The 18655-nt window shown below is 65.1% G+C and carries 13 protein-coding genes; 9 read left to right on the forward strand and 4 right to left on the reverse strand.

The features are described 5' to 3' along the window. Positions 1-32: 32 nt before the first annotated feature. The gene (gene rfaD, locus HD842_RS00830) at positions 33-1043 is read left to right on the forward strand and encodes an ADP-glyceromanno-heptose 6-epimerase (RefSeq protein WP_183553446.1); all 1011 of its coding nucleotides are present in this window, start codon (positions 33-35) and stop codon (positions 1041-1043) included. A 3-nt stretch (positions 1044-1046) separates the two neighbouring features. Here the strand turns inward: rfaD and HD842_RS00835 are convergent, their stop codons facing one another. Continuing rightward, on the reverse strand, positions 1047-3320 hold the full coding sequence (locus HD842_RS00835; protein WP_183549693.1) for a DUF4214 domain-containing protein: 2274 nt from the start codon (positions 3318-3320) through the stop codon (positions 1047-1049). Between the two features lie 344 nt (positions 3321-3664). Between HD842_RS00835 and HD842_RS00840 the strand changes: the two genes are divergently transcribed. The 7 genes from HD842_RS00840 (at position 3665) to kdpE (ending at position 12628) form a co-directional block, all read left to right on the forward strand. Beyond that, positions 3665-4465, forward strand: a complete 801-nt coding sequence (locus tag HD842_RS00840) for a TorF family putative porin (RefSeq protein WP_183549696.1) — start codon at positions 3665-3667, stop codon at positions 4463-4465. 131 nt (positions 4466-4596) lie between these two features. Next, on the forward strand, positions 4597-4686 hold the full coding sequence (locus HD842_RS00845) for a potassium-transporting ATPase subunit F (protein ID WP_183549701.1): 90 nt from the start codon (positions 4597-4599) through the stop codon (positions 4684-4686). Continuing rightward, the gene (kdpA, locus tag HD842_RS00850; RefSeq protein WP_229424537.1) at positions 4686-6485 is read left to right on the forward strand and encodes a potassium-transporting ATPase subunit KdpA; all 1800 of its coding nucleotides are present in this window, start codon (positions 4686-4688) and stop codon (positions 6483-6485) included. The genes HD842_RS00845 and kdpA overlap by 1 nt, the downstream gene beginning before the upstream one ends. A gap of 2 nt (positions 6486-6487) precedes the next feature. Beyond that, on the forward strand, positions 6488-8599 hold the full coding sequence (gene kdpB, locus HD842_RS00855) for a potassium-transporting ATPase subunit KdpB (RefSeq protein ID WP_183549703.1): 2112 nt from the start codon (positions 6488-6490) through the stop codon (positions 8597-8599). An 8-nt stretch (positions 8600-8607) separates the two neighbouring features. Beyond that, a complete protein-coding gene (gene kdpC / locus HD842_RS00860; protein ID WP_183549706.1) occupies positions 8608-9216 on the forward strand; it encodes a potassium-transporting ATPase subunit KdpC in 609 nt (202 codons plus the stop codon). Next, positions 9217-11943, forward strand: coding sequence for a two-component system sensor histidine kinase KdpD (gene kdpD, locus HD842_RS00865; protein ID WP_183549709.1), 2727 nt, complete (start codon positions 9217-9219; stop codon positions 11941-11943). Beyond that, positions 11936-12628 (forward strand): two-component system response regulator KdpE, encoded by a 693-nt coding sequence (gene kdpE, locus HD842_RS00870; RefSeq protein WP_183549712.1) that lies wholly within the window; start codon positions 11936-11938, stop codon positions 12626-12628. Before kdpD ends, kdpE begins: the two co-directional genes overlap by 8 nt. 446 nt (positions 12629-13074) lie before the next feature. On the opposite strand, the gene HD842_RS00875 is transcribed toward kdpE, so the two are convergent. Continuing rightward, positions 13075-13488, reverse strand: coding sequence for a putative quinol monooxygenase (locus HD842_RS00875; protein WP_221290042.1), 414 nt, complete (start codon positions 13486-13488; stop codon positions 13075-13077). Between the two features lie 137 nt (positions 13489-13625). Here HD842_RS00875 and HD842_RS00880 point away from each other — a divergent pair, with 137 nt between their 5' ends. Then, positions 13626-15263 (forward strand): M28 family peptidase, encoded by a 1638-nt coding sequence (locus HD842_RS00880; RefSeq protein ID WP_183549715.1) that lies wholly within the window; start codon positions 13626-13628, stop codon positions 15261-15263. Between the two features lie 24 nt (positions 15264-15287). On the opposite strand, the gene HD842_RS00885 is transcribed toward HD842_RS00880, so the two are convergent. Together HD842_RS00885 and HD842_RS00890 are read right to left on the reverse strand one after the other, a co-directional pair. Beyond that, the gene (locus tag HD842_RS00885) at positions 15288-17846 is read right to left on the reverse strand and encodes a hybrid sensor histidine kinase/response regulator (RefSeq protein WP_183549719.1); all 2559 of its coding nucleotides are present in this window, start codon (positions 17844-17846) and stop codon (positions 15288-15290) included. A 113-nt stretch (positions 17847-17959) separates the two neighbouring features. Next, a complete protein-coding gene (locus HD842_RS00890) occupies positions 17960-18490 on the reverse strand; it encodes a GNAT family N-acetyltransferase (RefSeq protein WP_183549722.1) in 531 nt (176 codons plus the stop codon). Between the last annotated feature and the right edge of the window lie 165 nt (positions 18491-18655).

The raw sequence follows: 18655 nt of genomic DNA on the forward strand, positions 1-18655 counted from the left end.
CGGGCAAGCCAAACGATTTAACAGAGGACCCCATCATGATTCTGGTTACCGGCGCCGCAGGTTTTATTGGCGCGAACCTCGTACATGCACTGTCAGCGCGCCAGCCGTTTAGCGTGTTCGCCGTCGACAATATGTCGCGGCCCGAAAAATTCAATAACATCGTCGACGCCGAAATCGCGGACTACGCCGACAAGGAAGACTTCCTGGTGCGCTTGAAGGCCGGTGAATTCGACAACAAGTTCACGGCAGTGCTGCATCAGGGCGCGTGCTCGAACACGATGGAGACCGATGGCCGCTACATGATGAAGAATAACTACGACTACACGGTCGCGTTGTTCGAATTCTGCCAGCGCCAGGACATCCCGTTCATCTACGCGTCGTCGGCCGCCGTGTATGGCGCTGGCACCGTGTTTCGCGAAGAGCGGCCGCTCGAGCGGCCACTGAACGTGTATGGCTACTCGAAATTCCTGTTCGATCAGTACCTGCGCCGTTACTGGGCCACCAAGGGCAAGGATGCGGGCAGCCAGGTCGTCGGCCTGCGCTACTTCAATGTCTACGGGCCGCTCGAAGGGCACAAGGGCACAATGGCATCGGTGCCGTTCCACCAGTACCACCAGTTCCTGAAGGACGGCAAGGTGCGGCTGTTCGGCGCCAACGATGGCTACGAAGCCGGCGCGCAGATGCGCGACTTCGTCTATATCGACGACGTCGTCAAGGTCAACCTGTTCTTCCTGGACCATCCCGAGCAGCGCGGCATCTTCAACCTGGGCACCGGGCGCGCGCAGCCGTTCAACGACCTGGCGGTGGCCACGGCCAACGCATTGGCCAACGAAGGCAAGCCGGCCTTGACGCTGCAGGAGATCGTCGACCAGGGCCTGCTCGAGTACCTGCCGTTCCCGGACAAATTGAAAGGCAAGTACCAGAGCTTCACGCAGGCCGACATCTCGGCGCTGCGCGCGGCCGGCTACAACGAACCGTTCACGGACGTGGCCACCGGCGTGGCCAGATACATGGACTGGCTGCGCGCGCAGCCGGCGCGCTGAAGGTCAGGGGCGCGTGAACTGCATGCCCTGTGCGGTTTCACCTGCCACCTGCGCCTTGTTTTCCGGGCTTTCGCTGAATTCGATCAGCAGTCGCTCGATCGGCAGGCCGTTGTTCAGCTGCTGCAACCAATACGCTGCACCGACCTCGTCCGGCGCCCGATGCAGCACATTGCGGTACATGGCAGTGATAAGCTGTGTGGGCGTTGGCGCCGCCCCATACAAGGCGGCGAACTCGCCGGAGCGCGCGAATTCGCGCCCCATGTCGTCAAGTGACGAACCACCATCCATCGCGCGAATCCAGAATCCAAGCCCCCGGTCATCCGGCTGGCGATTGAAGGCAGCGCGGTACAGCCGGTAGGTCTTGCCGGCGCTGCCTTCGATGTCGAAGGCCAGCGTCACATCGGCAAATTCCAGACGATACGAGTCGCGTACGGTCTGCGTACCGTCCCGGCCAGTGTTATCGACGATGGTCAGGACATTGTCGCTGCGCGTGAGCGTATAGGCCGAGCGTGGTCCGTTAAGCACAGCACCACGCACGGTCACGAATGCTGGCGCGCCGGGATCGGAATCGTACAGGTGCGCCAGTTCTACCCGCGGAATCAGCAGATAGGCGCCCGGCCTGGCGTGACTGAGCGTGAAGGCCCCATCCGCGCTGCGGTAATTGCCCGCATCACTCGGCGTCAGCGCATCGAGCCCTTCGACGGTGACGGCGCTCACACGCCACCCCGTGTCCGGTCCGAGGTAGGCAGGACCCGTGGCATCCATGACCAGTCGCAGCCGGATGATCTGCCCGCGATAGGCGCTCAGTGCAACCGGCAGCGTACCTGTCAGCGGTGCCATCGAGCCCGTGCCAGCCTCGCTGTAGGCATCCTTCCAGCTCGCACCGTCGTCGCCGGATACCTGCACCCGGAATCGCTGTCCGCTCGATGCCAGTTGCATGGTACGGCTGACCAGCACCCGGGCGCTGTCGCTCGCGACGAACAACGGTTTGCCGAGCGTGGCGCTTTGCAGACCCCAGTCGTTTTCGCCGACATGAAAGCGCAGCGCGCCAGCGGCAATGATGTCGTGGTGCCCGGCGTTCGCGCTCATCCAGTTGGCGGTATCGAGTGGTGCCCGGGTGGTGCCGGTGGCGGCGCGCAGCATGGCCGTCACGCTGTAGCCGGTGGCACCGGGCAGCGCCCCGATGCGGACCTGGTACGGTGTGTCTGGCCGAGTGTCTGCTGGTGCGGTGAGCACGGGCTGCAACCGGTTGATGCTGGCAACGGCCGGATCGATGACCGTGACGTCGTAGTCGAAGCTGCGCACCCCCTTCGCGGTCATGACGTTGGTGATGCTGACGCGGTAGCGCACATCGGTCGCCGGCTGCGCATGGTGGCCAGCGGGGTCGATGTCCGCCATTTTCCAGACAAGGGTGTTTTCGCCATAACCGTTTTTCACCGGTTCGAGCGTGACCCTGACCGGCGCGCCGTCGCGCGTGACGTTCACCATGGCCTGTGTGAAGTCGGCGTCGGGATACGACAACGACCAGCGTTCGTACACGGTCGCGTAAGGCACGTAGCCCTTCGCCGGCCATGCGACGAAATCGTCGCGTACGGCCGACCTGGCGCCGAAATAATCGGTATCGGTCACCCACAGCGCATTCGCTCCCCACACGGTCTTGCCGTCGATTGCGCCTGCTGGCACGTCGCCGGTGCCCATAGTGCGTGTGTTGGGATGGAAGATCCAGCGCCGGTGCCCGACCGGTCCATTGTCGGTGCCGGGATCCTGGATATACCCGTCGATCGCCGCGGGGCCCATCGTGCCGAGCGCCAGATTCGAGGCAATCGCCGCATCGGCGCCTTCCTGCGTGTAGAACTTCCAGGTCGGTGGTGGCGTATGCGACAGCTGGCCGGCCGCACTCATGATGAGCGCCGCGTGCTGTGCCTTGGCGCTGTTCTGCTCCGAGAGCCGGACGGCAGCCGGGAGGCCCGCCATCGCCCGATACCAGTTCACTCGTTGTATGACGGCTGCCCTGAACGCAGGAGTCGTCGTGCCTGGCGCGCCAGCCGCATGGTTGCCGGTCCAGCCGATCGGCGGCGTCGGTTCGCGGTGGATACGATTGTAGAAAAGGCGCACCGCCTCGCGGTCGCTCGTATCGATCGTCAATGGCGTGCCATCGACAACCAGCGCGGACTCCTTGCGCTGGTAATCCACGCCCGGTGCGAAGCCTTGCGCGGCCCGTGCCGCCTCATTGGTGACGGGCGTACCGAGCTGTATTGCAGTGCGCGGGGAAACCATGGACGCCGCACTGCCTGTCTCCAGTACTGGCGCGTCGGATTGACCTCCGCAGCCAGCCAGCAAGAAGACCAGAAGACCAGCAACAACACGTGAACGGCTGAACATAAATATTGCCCAATGGAAAATTACAATAATTATGCCGTAGGGAAACAGGTGTGTATAGCAAAGAAGGCTGGGTACTCGAGGATATGCGCGTGGCATGAACGGCAGCGGCGTTTACATCGTGTTTACAACTGGTGGCAGCTTTTATATCCGGTTTTTATGCCCGAATCGCTAACCTGCTGGTGTTCCATGCGGCGCCATCGTGCGCTGCATGGGTTTCAACACAACCACGAGCAGAAACCATGAATGCATCGATCCAAGCGCGCCGCGCCGGCCTGATGGCAGCCGCCATCTTCGCCATCAGCGGCGCCGCGCACGCCCAGACCACCGGCGCCGTCGAGGTGGCAGAACCCGCCGCTTCCGCATCACCCGTCACCTTCAACGCCGCCGTCACGTCGGACTACCGCTACCGTGGTATTTCGCAGACGCGCCTGCAACCGGCAGTGCAGGGCGGTCTTGACTACGTCCACGCCACTGGCTGGTATGTCGGCGCCTGGGGCTCGAGCGTCAAGTTCGCGAAGGACGCCGGGGGCGACGGCGACGTCGAGATCGACCTGTACGCCGGCAAGCGCGGCGAGCTCGCGGTCGGTTTGTCTTCCGGTCTGACGTACGACGTTGGCGTGCTGCGCTACCTGTATCCGGACAATGGCCTGGGCCAGGTCGCCGGCTTCGTCAACGCCAACACCACCGAGGTGTATGCGCAACTGGGCTACGGCCCGGCCTACATCAAGTATTCGCACGCCACCACGAACCTGTTCGGCTTCGTCGACAGCGAAGGCAGCGGCTACCTCGACATCGGCGCCAGTCTCGACGCCGGCCATGGCGTCACGGTGCAGCTGCACGCTGGCCGCCAGCGCGTAGACAACAACCCGGCAGCCGATTACACCGACTGGAAGATCGGCGCCTCGCGCAGCTTCGCGCTGGCCACGGTCGCCGTCGCGTATGTCGGCACCAACGCCAGCAAGAGTGCGTACGCCTCGCCGAGAAACGGCAAGTTCACGGGCCGCGACGCGCTGCAGCTGACCCTCAGCCGCACCTTCTGAATCCAACCACCAGAATAACAACCACGCTGAAAGCGAACGTCCATGGATCTTATCTATATCGGCGCGCTCCTCGTCTTCGTCCGCCTGACTTGCCTGCTGGTGAGCGGTTGCGGACTCCTGGGAGGCAAGCAATGAATCTCTCCTATGCGATCGGCGGCCTGGCCGCCTGCGCGCTCCTGGTCTATCTCCTGATCGCCCTGTTCAAACCGGAGGACATGTAATGGCCACCAATGAACTGATGACGCAGTTCCTGCCGCTGCTGGCGCTGTTCCTGGTCGTGCTGCTGGCGCTGGCCTGGCCACTGGGCGCACTGCTGGCGCGCATCGGCGCCGCCGACATCCAACCGGGCGCTGTGCCCGGCCTGGGCTGGGTCGGCGGCATCGAGCGCGCGCTGCTGCGCGCTGCGGGTCCCGCCGCCGGCGCTGCCCAGACCTGGAAAGCCTATGCGCTGGCGCTGATCGCCTTCAATGCGGTGGGCGTGGTGTTTGTCTACGGCCTGCAGCGTCTGCAGGGCTGGCTCCCGCTCAATCCTGAAGGGATGGCGGGCGTGAGCCCCGATTCGAGCTTCAACACCGCCGTCAGCTTCGTCGCCAACACCAACTGGCAAGGCTACAGCGGCGAGCAGACGATGAGCATCCTGACCCAGATGGTCGGCCTGGCCGGCCAGAACTTCTTTTCGGCTGCCACCGGCATCGCCGTCGCATTCGCGCTGATCCGCGGCTTTGCTGCCCGTTCGGCCGGCGCGATCGGCAATTTCTGGGTCGACGTCACGCGCTCGACGCTGTATGTGCTGCTGCCGCTGTCCGTGATCCTGGCCGTATTTTTGGTGGGGCAGGGCGTGGTGCAGAACCTCTCGCCGCATGTACAAGCGCAGGTGATCGAGCCGGTCGCCTATACGCAGCCGGCCAGCGATGGCCAGGCGGCAGTCGAAACGCGCGCCGACACGCAGGTCATTCCGATGGGGCCCGTGGCTTCGCAGGAAGCCATCAAGATGCTGGGCACGAACGGCGGTGGCTACTTCAACGCCAACTCGGCGCACCCGTTTGAAAACCCGACCGCACTGTCGAACTTCGCGCAGATGATCGCCATTTTCCTGATCCCGGCCGCGCTGTGCTTCGCGTTGGGCCGCATGGTGGGCGACCCCCGCCAGGGCTGGGCCGTACTGGGCACGATGACGCTGATCTTCGTGATCGCGGCCATCGGGGCCTTCGCCGCGGAGCAGCAAGCCAATCCGCTGCTGGCGCCACTGGGCATCGACCAGGCGGCAAGCAGCCTGCAATCGGGCGGCAATATGGAAGGCAAGGAGACCCGCTTCGGCATCGCCGCATCGAGCCTGTTCGCGGTGGTTACCACGGCCGCATCGTGCGGTGCAGTCAACGCCATGCACGATTCGTTCACGCCGCTGGGCGGCATGGTACCGATGGTGATGATGCAGTTCGGTGAAGTGATCTTCGGCGGCGTGGGCTCGGGCCTGTACGGCATGCTGGTGTTCGCGATCCTGACGGTGTTCATCGCCGGCCTGATGATCGGCCGCACGCCGGAATACCTGGGCAAGAAGATTGGCGCGTTCGAGATGAAGATGGTCGCCGTCGTCATCCTCGTCACGCCATGCCTGGTCTTGCTGGGCACTGCGCTGGCCGTTACCACGGGCCTGGGTGCAGCTGGCGTGGCCAATCCGGGCGCGCACGGCTTCTCCGAAATCCTGTATGCGCTCACGTCCGCCGCCAACAACAACGGCAGCGCGTTCGCGGGCTTGTCGGCCAATACGCCGTTCTATAACACCCTGCTAGCCGTGGCGATGTGGTTCGGGCGCTTCGCCGTGATCGTGCCGGTGCTGGCGATTGCCGGCTCGCTGGCCGGGCGCCAGCGCCTGCCCACCACGCCCGGTACCTTGCCCACCCATGGCCTGATGTTCGTCGCCATGCTGGCCGCGATCGTCGTGCTGGTCGGTGTTCTCAACTACGTTCCGGCGCTGGCGCTGGGTCCCGTGGTCGAACACCTGCAATTGTTCGGAGAATGACAATGGATCAATCAGTGATCAACCCAACTGAAGCAACCCCGGTCCAGGCGCCGCGCAAGTCGCTGAATCTGTTCGACGGGGCGCTGGTGTGGCCGGCGATGCTCGACGCGCTCAAGAAGCTCCATCCACGCACGCAACTGCGCAGCCCCGTGATGTTCGTCGTCTACATCGGCAGCATCATCACCACGCTGCTGTGGTTTCAGGCGCTGGCCGGGTATGGCGAAACCAGCGCCGGCTTCATCCTGGCCACCGCCGTCTGGCTCTGGTTCACGGTGCTGTTCGCGAACTTTGCCGAAGCGCTGGCCGAGGGCCGCAGCAAGGCGCAGGCGGCATCGCTGCGCAACCTGCGCCAGACCGTGACCGCGAAGAAGCTCGAGGCGCCGAAGCACGGCGAGCCATGGCAGGCCTGCCCGTCGGGCGATCTGCGCAAGGGCATGTTCTTCCTGGTCGAAGCAGGGGACGTGATTCCCGTGGACGGTGAAGTGGTCGACGGCGTGGCCTCGGTCGACGAAAGCGCCATCACCGGCGAATCGGCGCCCGTGATCCGCGAGTCGGGCGGCGACTTCGGCTCGGTCACCGGCGGCACCCGCGTGCTGTCGGACTGGCTGGTGGTGCAGGTGAGCGCCAATCCCGGCGAGACGTTCCTGGACCGGATGATCGGCATGGTCGAAGGTGCGTCGCGCAAGAAGACGCCGAACGAGATTGCGCTGACCATCCTGCTCGTGGCGCTGACGATCGTGTTCCTGGTCGTGACGGTGACGCTGCTGCCGTTCTCGCTGTTTGCCGTGCAGGCGTCCGGCAGCGGTGCGCCGGTGACGCTCACTGCGCTGGTGGCGCTCCTGGTGTGCCTGATCCCGACGACGATCGGCGGCCTGCTGTCGGCCATTGGCGTGGCCGGCATGAGCCGCATGTTGCAGGCCAACGTGATTGCGACGTCGGGCCGCGCGGTGGAAGCGGCCGGCGACGTCGACGTGCTCTTGATGGACAAGACCGGCACTATCACGTTCGGTAACCGCCAGGCGTCCGCCTTTCTGCCGGCGCCTGGCGTGACCGAAGAAGAACTGGCCGACGTGGCGCAACTGGCCTCGCTGGCCGACGAGACGCCGGAAGGCCGCAGCATCGTGGTGCTGGCCAAGAACCGCTTCAATCTGCGCGAGCGGGCGATGGAATCGCTCGGCGCGGTGTTCGTGCCGTTCACGGCCCAGACGCGCATGAGTGGCGTGGACCTGGGTGAGCGGCAGTTGCGCAAGGGCGCCGCCTCGGCGCTGCGCCGTCACATGGAGTCGCTCGGCGCGGTCTGGCCCGGCGACGTGGAACGCAGCGTCGACGAGGCATCGCGCCGTGGCAGCACGCCGCTGGTGGTGGCCGATGGCAGCCGCGTGATGGGGGTCGTTGAACTCAAGGACGTCGTCAAGGGCGGCATCCGCGAGCGCTTCGCGGAACTGCGCCGCATGGGCGTCAAGACCGTGATGGTCACCGGCGACAACAAGCTCACGGCGGCGGCGATTGCGGCCGAAGCCGGGGTCGATGACTTCATCGCCGAAGCCACGCCGGAAGAAAAGCTCGCGCTGATCCGCAGGTATCAGAGCGAAGGCAAGCTGGTGGCAATGACGGGCGACGGCACCAACGACGCACCGGCGCTGGCCCAGGCCGACGTCGCGGTGGCGATGAATTCGGGCACGCAGGCAGCCAAGGAGGCCGGCAATATGGTCGACCTGGATTCGAATCCGACCAAGCTGCTCGAGATCGTCGAAATCGGCAAGCAGATGCTCATGACGCGCGGCGCGCTGACGACGTTCTCGATCTCGAACGACATCGCCAAGTACTTTGCGATCGTGCCGGCGATGTTTGTCGCCACCTATCCCGAGCTGAAGGCGCTGGACGTAATGGGGCTCACCAGCCCATCGTCGGCGATCATGTCGGCCGTGATCTTCAATGCCCTGATCATCGTGGTCCTGATCCCGCTGGCGCTGCGCGGCGTGCGTTATCGCGCCATCGGCGCGGCGGCCCTGCTGCGCCGGAACATGCTGATCTACGGCCTTGGCGGCCTGCTGCTGCCGTTCGCCGGCATCAAGCTGATCGACATGGCGCTCACTGCACTCAATCTGACCTAGGAGTTTTCATGCAATCGATTCTTCGCCCCGCACTCGTGCTGTTCGCGGTGCTTACGCTGATCTGCGGCGTGCTGTATCCACTGGCCGTGACCGGGATCGCCCAGGCGGCGTTCCCCGTCCAGGCCAATGGCAGCCTGGTGGAACGGGATGGCAAGACGGTCGGCTCGGCGCTGATTGGCCAGTCATTCAGCTCGCCGGGCTACTTCTGGGGCCGGCCATCGGCCACCGGCCCGATGGCCAATAACGGCGGCGGCTCGGGCGGCTCGAACCAGGGCCCGCTCAATCCGGCCCTGCAGGAAGCGGTCAAGGGCCGCGTCGCTGCGCTGCGCGCAGTCGACCCTTCCAACACGGCGCCGGTGCCAGTCGACCTGGTGACGGCATCGGCCAGCGGTCTCGATCCCGAGATCAGCGTGGCGGGCGCGCAGTACCAGGCGGCGCGGGTGGCGCGTGCGCGCGCCATGCCGGTCGAACGGGTCGGCGCGCTGATCGAACGGCATACCGAGCTGCCTTTACCGGGCCTGCCAGGTGCGCCGCGCGTCAACGTGCTGGCGCTGAACCTGGCGCTGGACCAGGCGGCCGGCGTGGCCAGTGGCTCCGAAAGCGGTCATACTCGCTAGATGATGCCCCACGACGACCAGCGACCCGACCCCGACGCACTGCTTGCGCAACTGCGCGAGCAGGACCGGCGCGCCGCGCGCGGCCGCCTGCGCATCTATTTTGGTGCCTCGGCCGGCGTGGGCAAGACCTACGCCATGCTGCAAGAGGCGCGCAAGCTGCAGCGCGATGGCGCCGCGCCGCTGGTAGGCGTCATCGAAACGCACGGGCGCACCGAGACGGCGCGCCTGCTCGACGGGCTAGAACTGTTGCCACGCCGGCGCATCGACTACCGCGGCAAGACGCTCGACGAATTCGATCTCGATGCCGCGCTGGCGCGTGCACCCGGCGTGATCCTGGTCGATGAACTGGCGCATTCGAACGCGCCCGGTTCGCGCCATCCCAAGCGCTGGCAGGACGTTGAAGAATTGCTGGCAGCCGGTATCGACGTGCTCACGACCGTCAACGTGCAGCACCTGGAAAGCCTGAACGATGTGGTGGGTGGCATCGCCGGCATCCGCGTGGCCGAGACGGTGCCCGATCGCGTGTTTGACAGCGCCGACGAAATCGTGATGGTCGACCTGACAGCCGATGCGCTGCTGGCGCGCCTGAAAGAGGGCAAGGTGTATCAGCCGCAGCAGGCCGAGCGCGCTGCAGGTAATTTCTTCAAAAAGGGCAACCTGATCGCGCTGCGTGAGCTGGCGCTTCGGCGCACTGCCGACCGCGTCGAAGGCGACGTGCGCGCCTGGCGCGAAGCGCAATCGATCGACGCGATCTGGAAGACCGGCGCCGGCCTGCTGGTGTGTCTCGGGCCCGGAACGCACGCGGAACACGTCGTGCGCAGCAGTGCGCGCATGGCGTCGCAACTGGGTACGGGCTGGCATGCGGTGTATGTCGAGACGGCGCGCCTGGGCAAGCTGCCCGAGATCGCGCGGGCGCGCATCATGGACACGCTCAAGCTCGCGCACAGCCTGGGCGCCACCACGGCCGTGCTGTCGGGCGAGGACATCGCGGCCAGCACGCTCGATTACGCGCGCGACCATAACCTGTCGCGCATTGCGCTGGGCCGGGATGGTTCGCGCTGGCCGTGGCGCCGGCGCACGGCGCGGCGGCTTGCGCGGCTGGCGCCAGGCGTGGACCTGATCGAGATCGGGCAGCCGGCGGTGCCGCCTGCTGCGGTCAGCAGCGCCACGGCGGCTGCGGCTGCGGCTGCGCCGCCGCGCCAGTCGCTGCTGCCGCACGTGTGGGCTACGGGCGCCAGCCTGCTCACGGTGCTGGTGGCCACGCCGCTGCAGCCATGGCTCGATCTGGCCAATATCGTCATGCTGTTCCTGCTGGTGGTGCTGCTCGTGGCCATGCGCTTCGGGCGCGCGCCATCGGTCACCGCCACCTGCATCGGCGTGGCCAGTTTCGATTTCTTCTTCGTGCCGCCGCGTTTCGATTTCGCGGTCAGCGACGTGCAGTATCTCGTCACGTTTTCCGTGATGCTGGCCGTGGGCCTGATTACCGGACACCTGACGGCCGGCTTGCGTTTCCAGGCGCGCGTGGCGGCGCAGCGCGAGCGGCGCGTGCGCGCGCTGTACGAATTTGCGCGCGAGTTGTCGGGCGCGCTGGCGGCGTCGCAGGTGTTCGAGTCTAGCCGCGCCGTGATCCAGAATGCGTTCGGCGCGCGCGCCACACTGCTGGTGCCCGATGCCGACGAGCGGCTCGGCATGCCAGCGGCTGACGATGGCGCTGCGACCGGACCGGCGCCCGGCAACGTCGACCTGGGCATCGCCCAGTGGGCGTACGACCACGCGCAGCCGGCGGGCCTGGGCACGGACACGCTGCCCGCGTGCCCGTTGTTCTATCTGCCGCTGGTGGCGCCGATGCGCACGCGTGGCGTGCTGGCGATTGAGCCGGAAGGCGGGCGCTGGGTGTTGATTCCGGAGCAGCGGCGCCAGCTCGACGCACTGGCAGCGCTGGCCGCGATCGCGCTCGAGCGCGTGCATTACGTCGAGGTGGCGCAGGCAGCACTGGTGAACATGGAATCGGAGCGGCTGCGCAATTCGCTGCTGGCGGCGCTGTCGCACGATCTGCGCACGCCGCTCACGGCGCTGGTGGGCTTGTCCGAATCGCTGCTGCGCGGCGAGCCGGCGCTGCCTGCCAATTCACTGGCGCTGGCGCAGGCGTTGCATGATGAAGCGGTGCGCATGGGGACCCTGGTAGCGAACCTGCTGGACATGGCGCGCATCGAAAGCGGGGAAGTGCGCTTCAACCTGGAATGGCAGGCGCTCGAGGAAGTCATCGGCAGCGCACTGCGCGCCTGCGGCGCGGCGCTGCGCCAGCACACGGTGACGGTGCGCCTGCCGCCCGACATGCCGCTGGTGCGCTTCGACGCGGTGCTGATCGAGCGCGTGCTGTGCAACCTCGTTGAAAATGCCGCAAAATACACACCGGCCGGCGCGCGCATCGAAATCGCAGCCCTGGCGCGCGGTGCCTGGATCGACGTTACGGTGAGCGACGACGGCCCTGGCCTGCGCGCCGGCAGCGAGGAAGCGATCTTCGAAAAATTCACGCGCGGCGAGCGCGAATCGGCGCTGCCCGGCGTGGGCCTGGGCCTGGCGATCTGCCGTGCGATCATCGGTGCACACGGCGGTATGATCCGCGCCTGCACATCAACCCTGGGCGGCGCCGGCTTTGTGTTCTCGCTGCCGGCCGGCAGCCCCCCTGAACTGGACTTGCTGTCGATGGAGACAAACGATGCTTGACGCGCCTTGCGCACTGCTGGTGGAGGACGAGCCGCAGATCCGCCGCTTCGTGCGCGCCGCGCTTGAACAGGAAGGCTGGCAGGTGCACGAGTCGGTGAGCATGGCGCGTGGGCTGATCGACGCCGGCACGCGCCGCCCCGACCTGATCGTGCTCGACCTGGGCCTGCCAGACGGCGATGGCATCGACTTCATCCACGACGTGCGCAAATGGTCGGCGGTGCCGATCATCGTGCTGTCGGCGCGCGTGGCCGAGGGCGAAAAAATTCGCGCCCTCGACGCCGGCGCCGACGATTACCTGACGAAGCCGTTCGGCACCGGCGAACTCCTCGCCCGCGTGCGCGCCACGCTGCGCCGCCAGCGCCAACCGGCCGCCGGTGGCGACAGCAAAACGCACTTCAGCGACGTGTCAGTGGACCTGCAAGACCGTGTGGTCACGCGAAACGGCGAACACGTCCACTTGACGCCTACCGAATACCGCCTGCTCGCCGTCCTGGTCAGTAACGCCGGCCGCGTGATGACGGCTCCGCAGCTTTTGCGCGCCGTCTGGGGCCCCGGCCACGCCGAAAGCGGCCACTACCTGCGCATCTACATGGGCCACCTGCGCCACAAACTCGAACCCGACCCCACCCAACCCCGCCACCTCCTCACCGAAACCGGCGTCGGCTACCGCCTCTGGCTCGGCTAATAAATCCCCCAATCAATGTTAAATAAATTAGGGTCAGAGTAGAATTAAAAAGCAATTTTCAAAGTTGCCAGTTAATTCGACTCTGACCCTAATTAATTTGCAACGCTTTCCCAAAATCTAAATTAGGGTCAGAGTCGAATTGTTTGACAACATTCGGTAATTGCCCAATAAATCTACTCTGACCCTAATTAATCCTCTCTTTTGACCTGTAATTTTCTTGCGCTGTTGAATTCTATGGAAAAAAGAAATATCCGCGAATCATTTAAATATGCTGCGAATTCGATTTAATGAGATCAGGAATCAAACTATCGAAAAATGGCGATCAATTGCTCAATAATTCGACTCTGACCCTAATTAATTTGCAAGAGTTTCTGCAAGAATAAATTAGGGTCAGAGTCGAATTGTTTGACAACTTTGGGTAATTGCCCAATAAATCTACACTGACCCTATTTGTTGGGGAGGCCTTGGCCGCCGATGGGTTCGGTTTCGAAGCGTTCGCCGAAGCCGGCGATGAGGGGGCGGGCTTGTTTGATGGCGGCTTGGACTGACGGGAGGGTCAGTGAGGCCTTGTGGTTGTCTTGCGAGTCCCAGGTTTCGGTGATCCAGATGGCGTCGGCGTCCTGCTTGTCCTTGGCGATGATGTAGGCCAGGCAGCCGGGCATGGCGGTGGTGCCTTCCAGCAGGATGGCGATGAGGGCGTCGCGTTGGCCCGGAGTAGAGCGCATTTTTCCGATCAGACCGTACATGCGGGGTGTCTCTTTCATCGTGGTGGTGGTGGTGGCGGGTAATGGGGCGGCGCGGGCCTGGGTCAGCGGCAGGGCTGTTAGCGCCCCCAGTACCTTGCGGCGGGATACGGTCATGCCTGTCCTCGCGTGGAATTGTCCTGAGGAAGTATAGGTGTGGCTTCTGGCGCAGCCAAGCACAAACGGGCGTCTTGGCGCATTCGATGCAGGTCGGGTTAAGATGGCTTTTCCATCATCCTGTCACGAAAGCCTCGATGCGACTTCATCCTCTTGCCCTGGCCGTCAGCGCCTGCATTTTCTCCGTCTCCCAAGCTGCACATGCGCAGCAGCCGGCCGCCGTGTCCGAGACCGCACTGCGCGCTCACCTGTCCTTCCTTGCCGATGATCTGCTCGAAGGCCGCGGCACCGGCCAGCGCGGCGGCGACCTGGCCGTGCGCTATCTGGAAACCCAGGCTGCGCTGATTGGCCTCAAGCCCATCCCCGGCGGTGGCTATCGCCAGAAGGTCGAGATCGAGGGCAGCAAACTTCTCAGCGGCAGCGCCACCTTCACCGCCGGCGGCAAGACCTTCAAGCCGGCGCTGGGCAAGGGCATCGTCATGGGCACCAAGAGCGGCAACGAGAACCTGTCGTTCGATGCGCCTCTCGTCTTCGTCGGCTACGGCGCGGCAGCACCGGAAGAAAAATGGGACGACTACAAGGGTCTCGACGCCAAGGGCAAGATCCTCGTCATGATGGTCGACGATCCCCAGCCCACCGCCGAAGAGCCCAACCGCTTTGCCGGCAAGGCCTACACCTGGTACGGCCGCTGGGTCTACAAATTCGAGGAAGCCGCGCGCCGCGGCGCCGCTGGTGTCCTGTTGATCCACACGACGCCATCGAGCTCCTATCCGTGGAGCGTGCCGGCCAATGGCTTTGGCAATGAGCGCTTTGGCCTCAAGGGCCCTGGCAATCCGATGGAAGGCTGGCTGCACGAAGACACGGCGCGCGAGCTGTTCGCGGCGGGCGGCCATGACCTCGACAAGCTGCGCGCGCAGGCCGAGCGCCGTGATTTTCGGCCGGTCGACCTGAAGGTCGCGGGCCATGTTGAATTGCGCTCGGCGATCCGGCCGGTCGAGCAGTTCAACGTGATCGGCATCGTGCCCGGCACCGACGCCAAGCTGAAAGAGCAGGCCGTCGTCTACTCTTCGCACTGGGATCACATGGGCATGGCCGAACTGAAGGCGGGCGACGATCCAAAGGCCGACCGCATCTACAACGGCGCGATCGATAACGCGTCGGGCACCGCGGCGCTGCTGGTGATGGCGGCCGAAGCGGTCAAGAAGCCGGCCAGGCGCACCCAGATCTTCTTGTGGCCCGCCGCCGAAGAGCAAGGCCTGCTGGGCGCGGCCGCGTATGTCGCCAACCCGGTCTGGCCGCTGGCGCAAACGGCTGCCGACCTCAATCTCGACAGCCTGAACTTCGTTGGCCGCACCCGCGATATCGGTGTCGCCGGTGCAGAGCGCAGCAGCCTGTTCGAGACCTCGAGCCAGGTGGCCAAGTCGATGGGCCTGAAGATCGCGCCAAGCACGCCGGACATGTCGGGCGCCTACTTCCGTGCCGACCACTTCGCGTTTGCCAAGGCGGGCGTGCCGGCGTTTAACGTCGGCTCGGCCGTGTTCTCGGGCGATGGCCACTTCGAGTTCGAGCAGCACCAGAACGAATCCAGCACCAATATCAAGGGCTTCAAGGACCACTACCACCAGGTCAGCGATGCGTACCGGCCCGAGTGGGATCTGTCGGGCATGGTGCAGCAGGCGCAGTTCACCCTCAACCTCGGTTACGCGGTCGCGAACGCACCCGGCATGCCGACCTGGAAGAAGGGCGAAGCCTTCGGCAGCGTCAAGCGCAAATAGGTTCTGCGCCGGCCCTCACACGGCTCACACGGCAGCGGCGGCGCCACTGGCCGCCGCTGTCAAAATGCGATCCAGGTCGGTCATGTCCACCGGCTTGACCAGATGGTGGTCGAACCCGGCCTGGCTGCTGGCATCGCGATCCTGTGACTGGCCATAGCCCGTAACGGCCACCAGCAACGCATTCGCGGTCGCCGGTGCTGCGCGCAACTGGCGCGCCAGTTCGTGGCCATCCATCCCGGGCAGGCCGATGTCGAGCAGGCAGGCGTCGGGAACGAACTGCGCAGCGCGCCGCAAGGCGTCAAACGGATCGTGTTCGACCGCGACCTCATGCCCCGCTGCGCTGACGTACATCGCCAGCACCTGCGCCGCGTCGATATTGTCGTCCACCACCAGCACCTTGAGCTGCTGCAGCGTGCTCGCCTCGGGTGTGTTGGCAGCGCTAATGCCGGCGCTGCGCTCCTCGCTGCGCGGCAGCGTCACGATGAAGGTGCTCCCCAGACCCTGGCCCGGGCTCTCCACGCGCACGCTGCCGCCATGCAGCTGGACCAGGCTGCGCACCAGCGCGAGCCCGATTCCCAGGCCGCCCTGCGTGCGGTCGGGCGTGCGCTCGCCCTGCACGAACATCTCGAATGCACGGTCCAGTTCTTCGGGCAGCATGCCGATGCCGTTGTCTACCACCACGATGCGCAGGCGCGATGCGTCCAGTTCGAGCACCACGCGCAGCTTGCCGCCGGCGGGCGTGAACTTGACCGCGTTGTGCAGCAGATTGCCCACCACCTGCACCAGGCGCTTGCGGTCGCCCATCACCCAGGCCGGCGTCGCCGGCAGCGAGGATGTCAGCGTGTGGCCTCGCTGGCGCAGGGGTTCCTGGACCTGTTCCATCGCTTCGGCCAGCACGTCGTTGACATCGAGGCGCACTTTCGACAGCGTCACCAGACCGCGCGTGACGCGCGACACGTCCAGCAAATCGTCCACCAGACCGGCCATGTGCCGCGCCTGGCGCGCGATGATGCCGCTGATCTGGCGCGTGCGCGCCGGGTCGAGCGTGTCATGGCCCAGCAACTGCGCGCCGGAGGCGATAGGCGCCAGCGGGTTGCGCAGCTCGTGCGCGAGCATCGCCAGGAATTCATTCTTGCGCTGGTCAGCCTGGCGCAGGGCTTCTTCGGCGTTGACCCGGTCGGTCACGTCCTGGATCGTGCCGCGCAGCGCCGAGACGCGCGCGTCGCCGTCCTGCACCGCCTCGCAATGCAGGTCGATCCAGATGCGGTGGCCTTCGGCGTGCAGCACCTGCAGTTGCAGCCTGCCGCTGCCGCCGGTGCGTTGCAGCTCCCGGATCAGCGCACTGGCGCGCTGCCACGATTCTTCGGGCAGCACGGACCCCCGCTGTTCGTCGAATGGCGGCAGCTCGCGTCCGTAGATGTGCGGCACCGATTCGGACGTGATCAAGTCGCCGCCCGGCAGTTGCATGTGCCAGGTGCCAAAGCGCGCCATGCGGTGCGCGTCGCGCAGTTCGGCTTCCTTGATGGCCAGCGCTTGCGCGCGTTCGCCGAGCAGCGTCGATGCAGCGCTGATGGCCTCGGCCACTTCGGCCGCTTCCTTGACGTGCACCTGCGTGAAGCGGGGCGGCGTTTCGCCTTTGCCCAGCGCCACGGCCGGCACGGTCAGGGCCTGGACCGAACGCGCGAGGCGTCCGCCAATCTGCCAGGCCAGCCACAGGCCGACGGCAAACAGCAGCAGCACGCCGGTCAGCAGCGCAGCCAGCGGCTCGAACAGCACCTGGTTCAGGTTCGAGCGCGGCATGCCGATGGCGACGTGCCAGCCGGTGGCTTCGGAGCGTGAGTAGAAGGTGAGCAGGGCGACGCCTTCCTGCGACACCGACTGCACGATGCCTTCGCGCTGGCGCCCCATGGCGCGGAACAGCGGATCGGTGACGCGGTTGCCGACGAAGCGCTCCGGGCTCAGGTTGCGCGCGAAGATGGTGCCGCCGGCGTCGACCACCGACGCCCGTGCGCCATCCGACACGGATCTGGGCGTGAGCATGTCATCGAAATACCCGGGCCGTACGCCGATGCTCAGCACGTAGGCCACGCTGCCGTCGATCATCACCGGCACGTCGACACTGACCGTGGGCTCGCCGACGACCTTGCCGATGAACACGCGCGAGATGCCTGGCCGGCCGCTGGCAAAGACTTTTTCCAGCGAGTCGGACGGTTCGAGCGGAAGGCGTTCGCCGTAGGCCACCGCGGTGTTGAGGATCTGCTGGCCGCTGCGCTCCCGCAGCACGGCGACCATGCCGTCGCCGGCCAGTTGCAGTGCCTCGCGCGCCTGGCGGTGCACGAGCGGGAAGTCGCGGTCCTGAAGCGCGTCGAGCGTCGACAGGGTCTGGGCAATGACCTGTGCCTGCAGCAGCTTGCTGTCGACCGTGTGCACGAGCGCGCGCACGGTCTGCATCGTGTTGCGCTCGAACTGGGCGCGGCTTTTCTGGTACTGATGGACGAACAGGAGCGATGCGCCGACCACCCCCGGCAACAGGGTTACCAGGACCAGCCAGAGCAAATAAGCCCGCAGTGGTCTGCGGGGCATGGTGGACGATATGCCAGTCACATTGCTTTCCAGAACGTTTAATCCGGCAAATTCTACGCCACAAACCGGTGGCGCACACATTCGTTCAGGCAACTGGCAGCAGGCTGTGTCGGTCAGCGCCGGTTACGCGTGAACAGTGTCTTGTAATAAATTGCCGTCGCGTGCCAGCGACCATTGGGTGTACACGCGTATTCGGGCAACTCGCCGACCCGTTCGTAGCCACTTTGTTGCACCAGGCGCTCGGCGCCGGAACCCACCGCCGCATCCAGAAACAACAAGCCGCGGCGCAAGGCCAGCGCTTCGATTTCGAGGGCTTGCAGCAGCGCCATCCCGATGCCGCTGCGCCTTACGGTGCAGTGTACGAGCAACTGTTGCACTTCGGCGCGATTATGGCCATTTGGCTTTGTAGTTAATGCTAGCTGGATAGTGCCGACCAGTACGCCCTCACGTTCCGCTGCCAGCAGGACGCGCTGGCCCAGACCGACTTCTTCCGCAATGCCTTGCCAATAGGCGTCGAGCTGTTCCTGGTCGAGGCCGTTGACGAATCCCAGTGAATGGCCATCGGCAACCGCATCGAGGAGCAACGTGCCCAGCGATGGCATGGATTGGGCGATGGTGCGTGGATCGAGTCTGCGGATGATCATAAAACTCCCGGAACGAAGGGTGGGTGGATTGTCCTTTTAGTTGAAGCACGATGCATGCCACCACGCCCATCCGAGATGGTTACTGTGTCATCACCTGTTGTGGACGCGCCATAGTTCAGGCCTTGACCAAGTTTTATTTTCTCGTATTGACATCGATCTATCGAC

Origin of the sequence: Massilia aurea, assembly GCF_014200505.1 — a bacterium.
Lineage (GTDB): Bacteria > Pseudomonadota > Gammaproteobacteria > Burkholderiales > Burkholderiaceae_D > Telluria > Telluria aurea_B.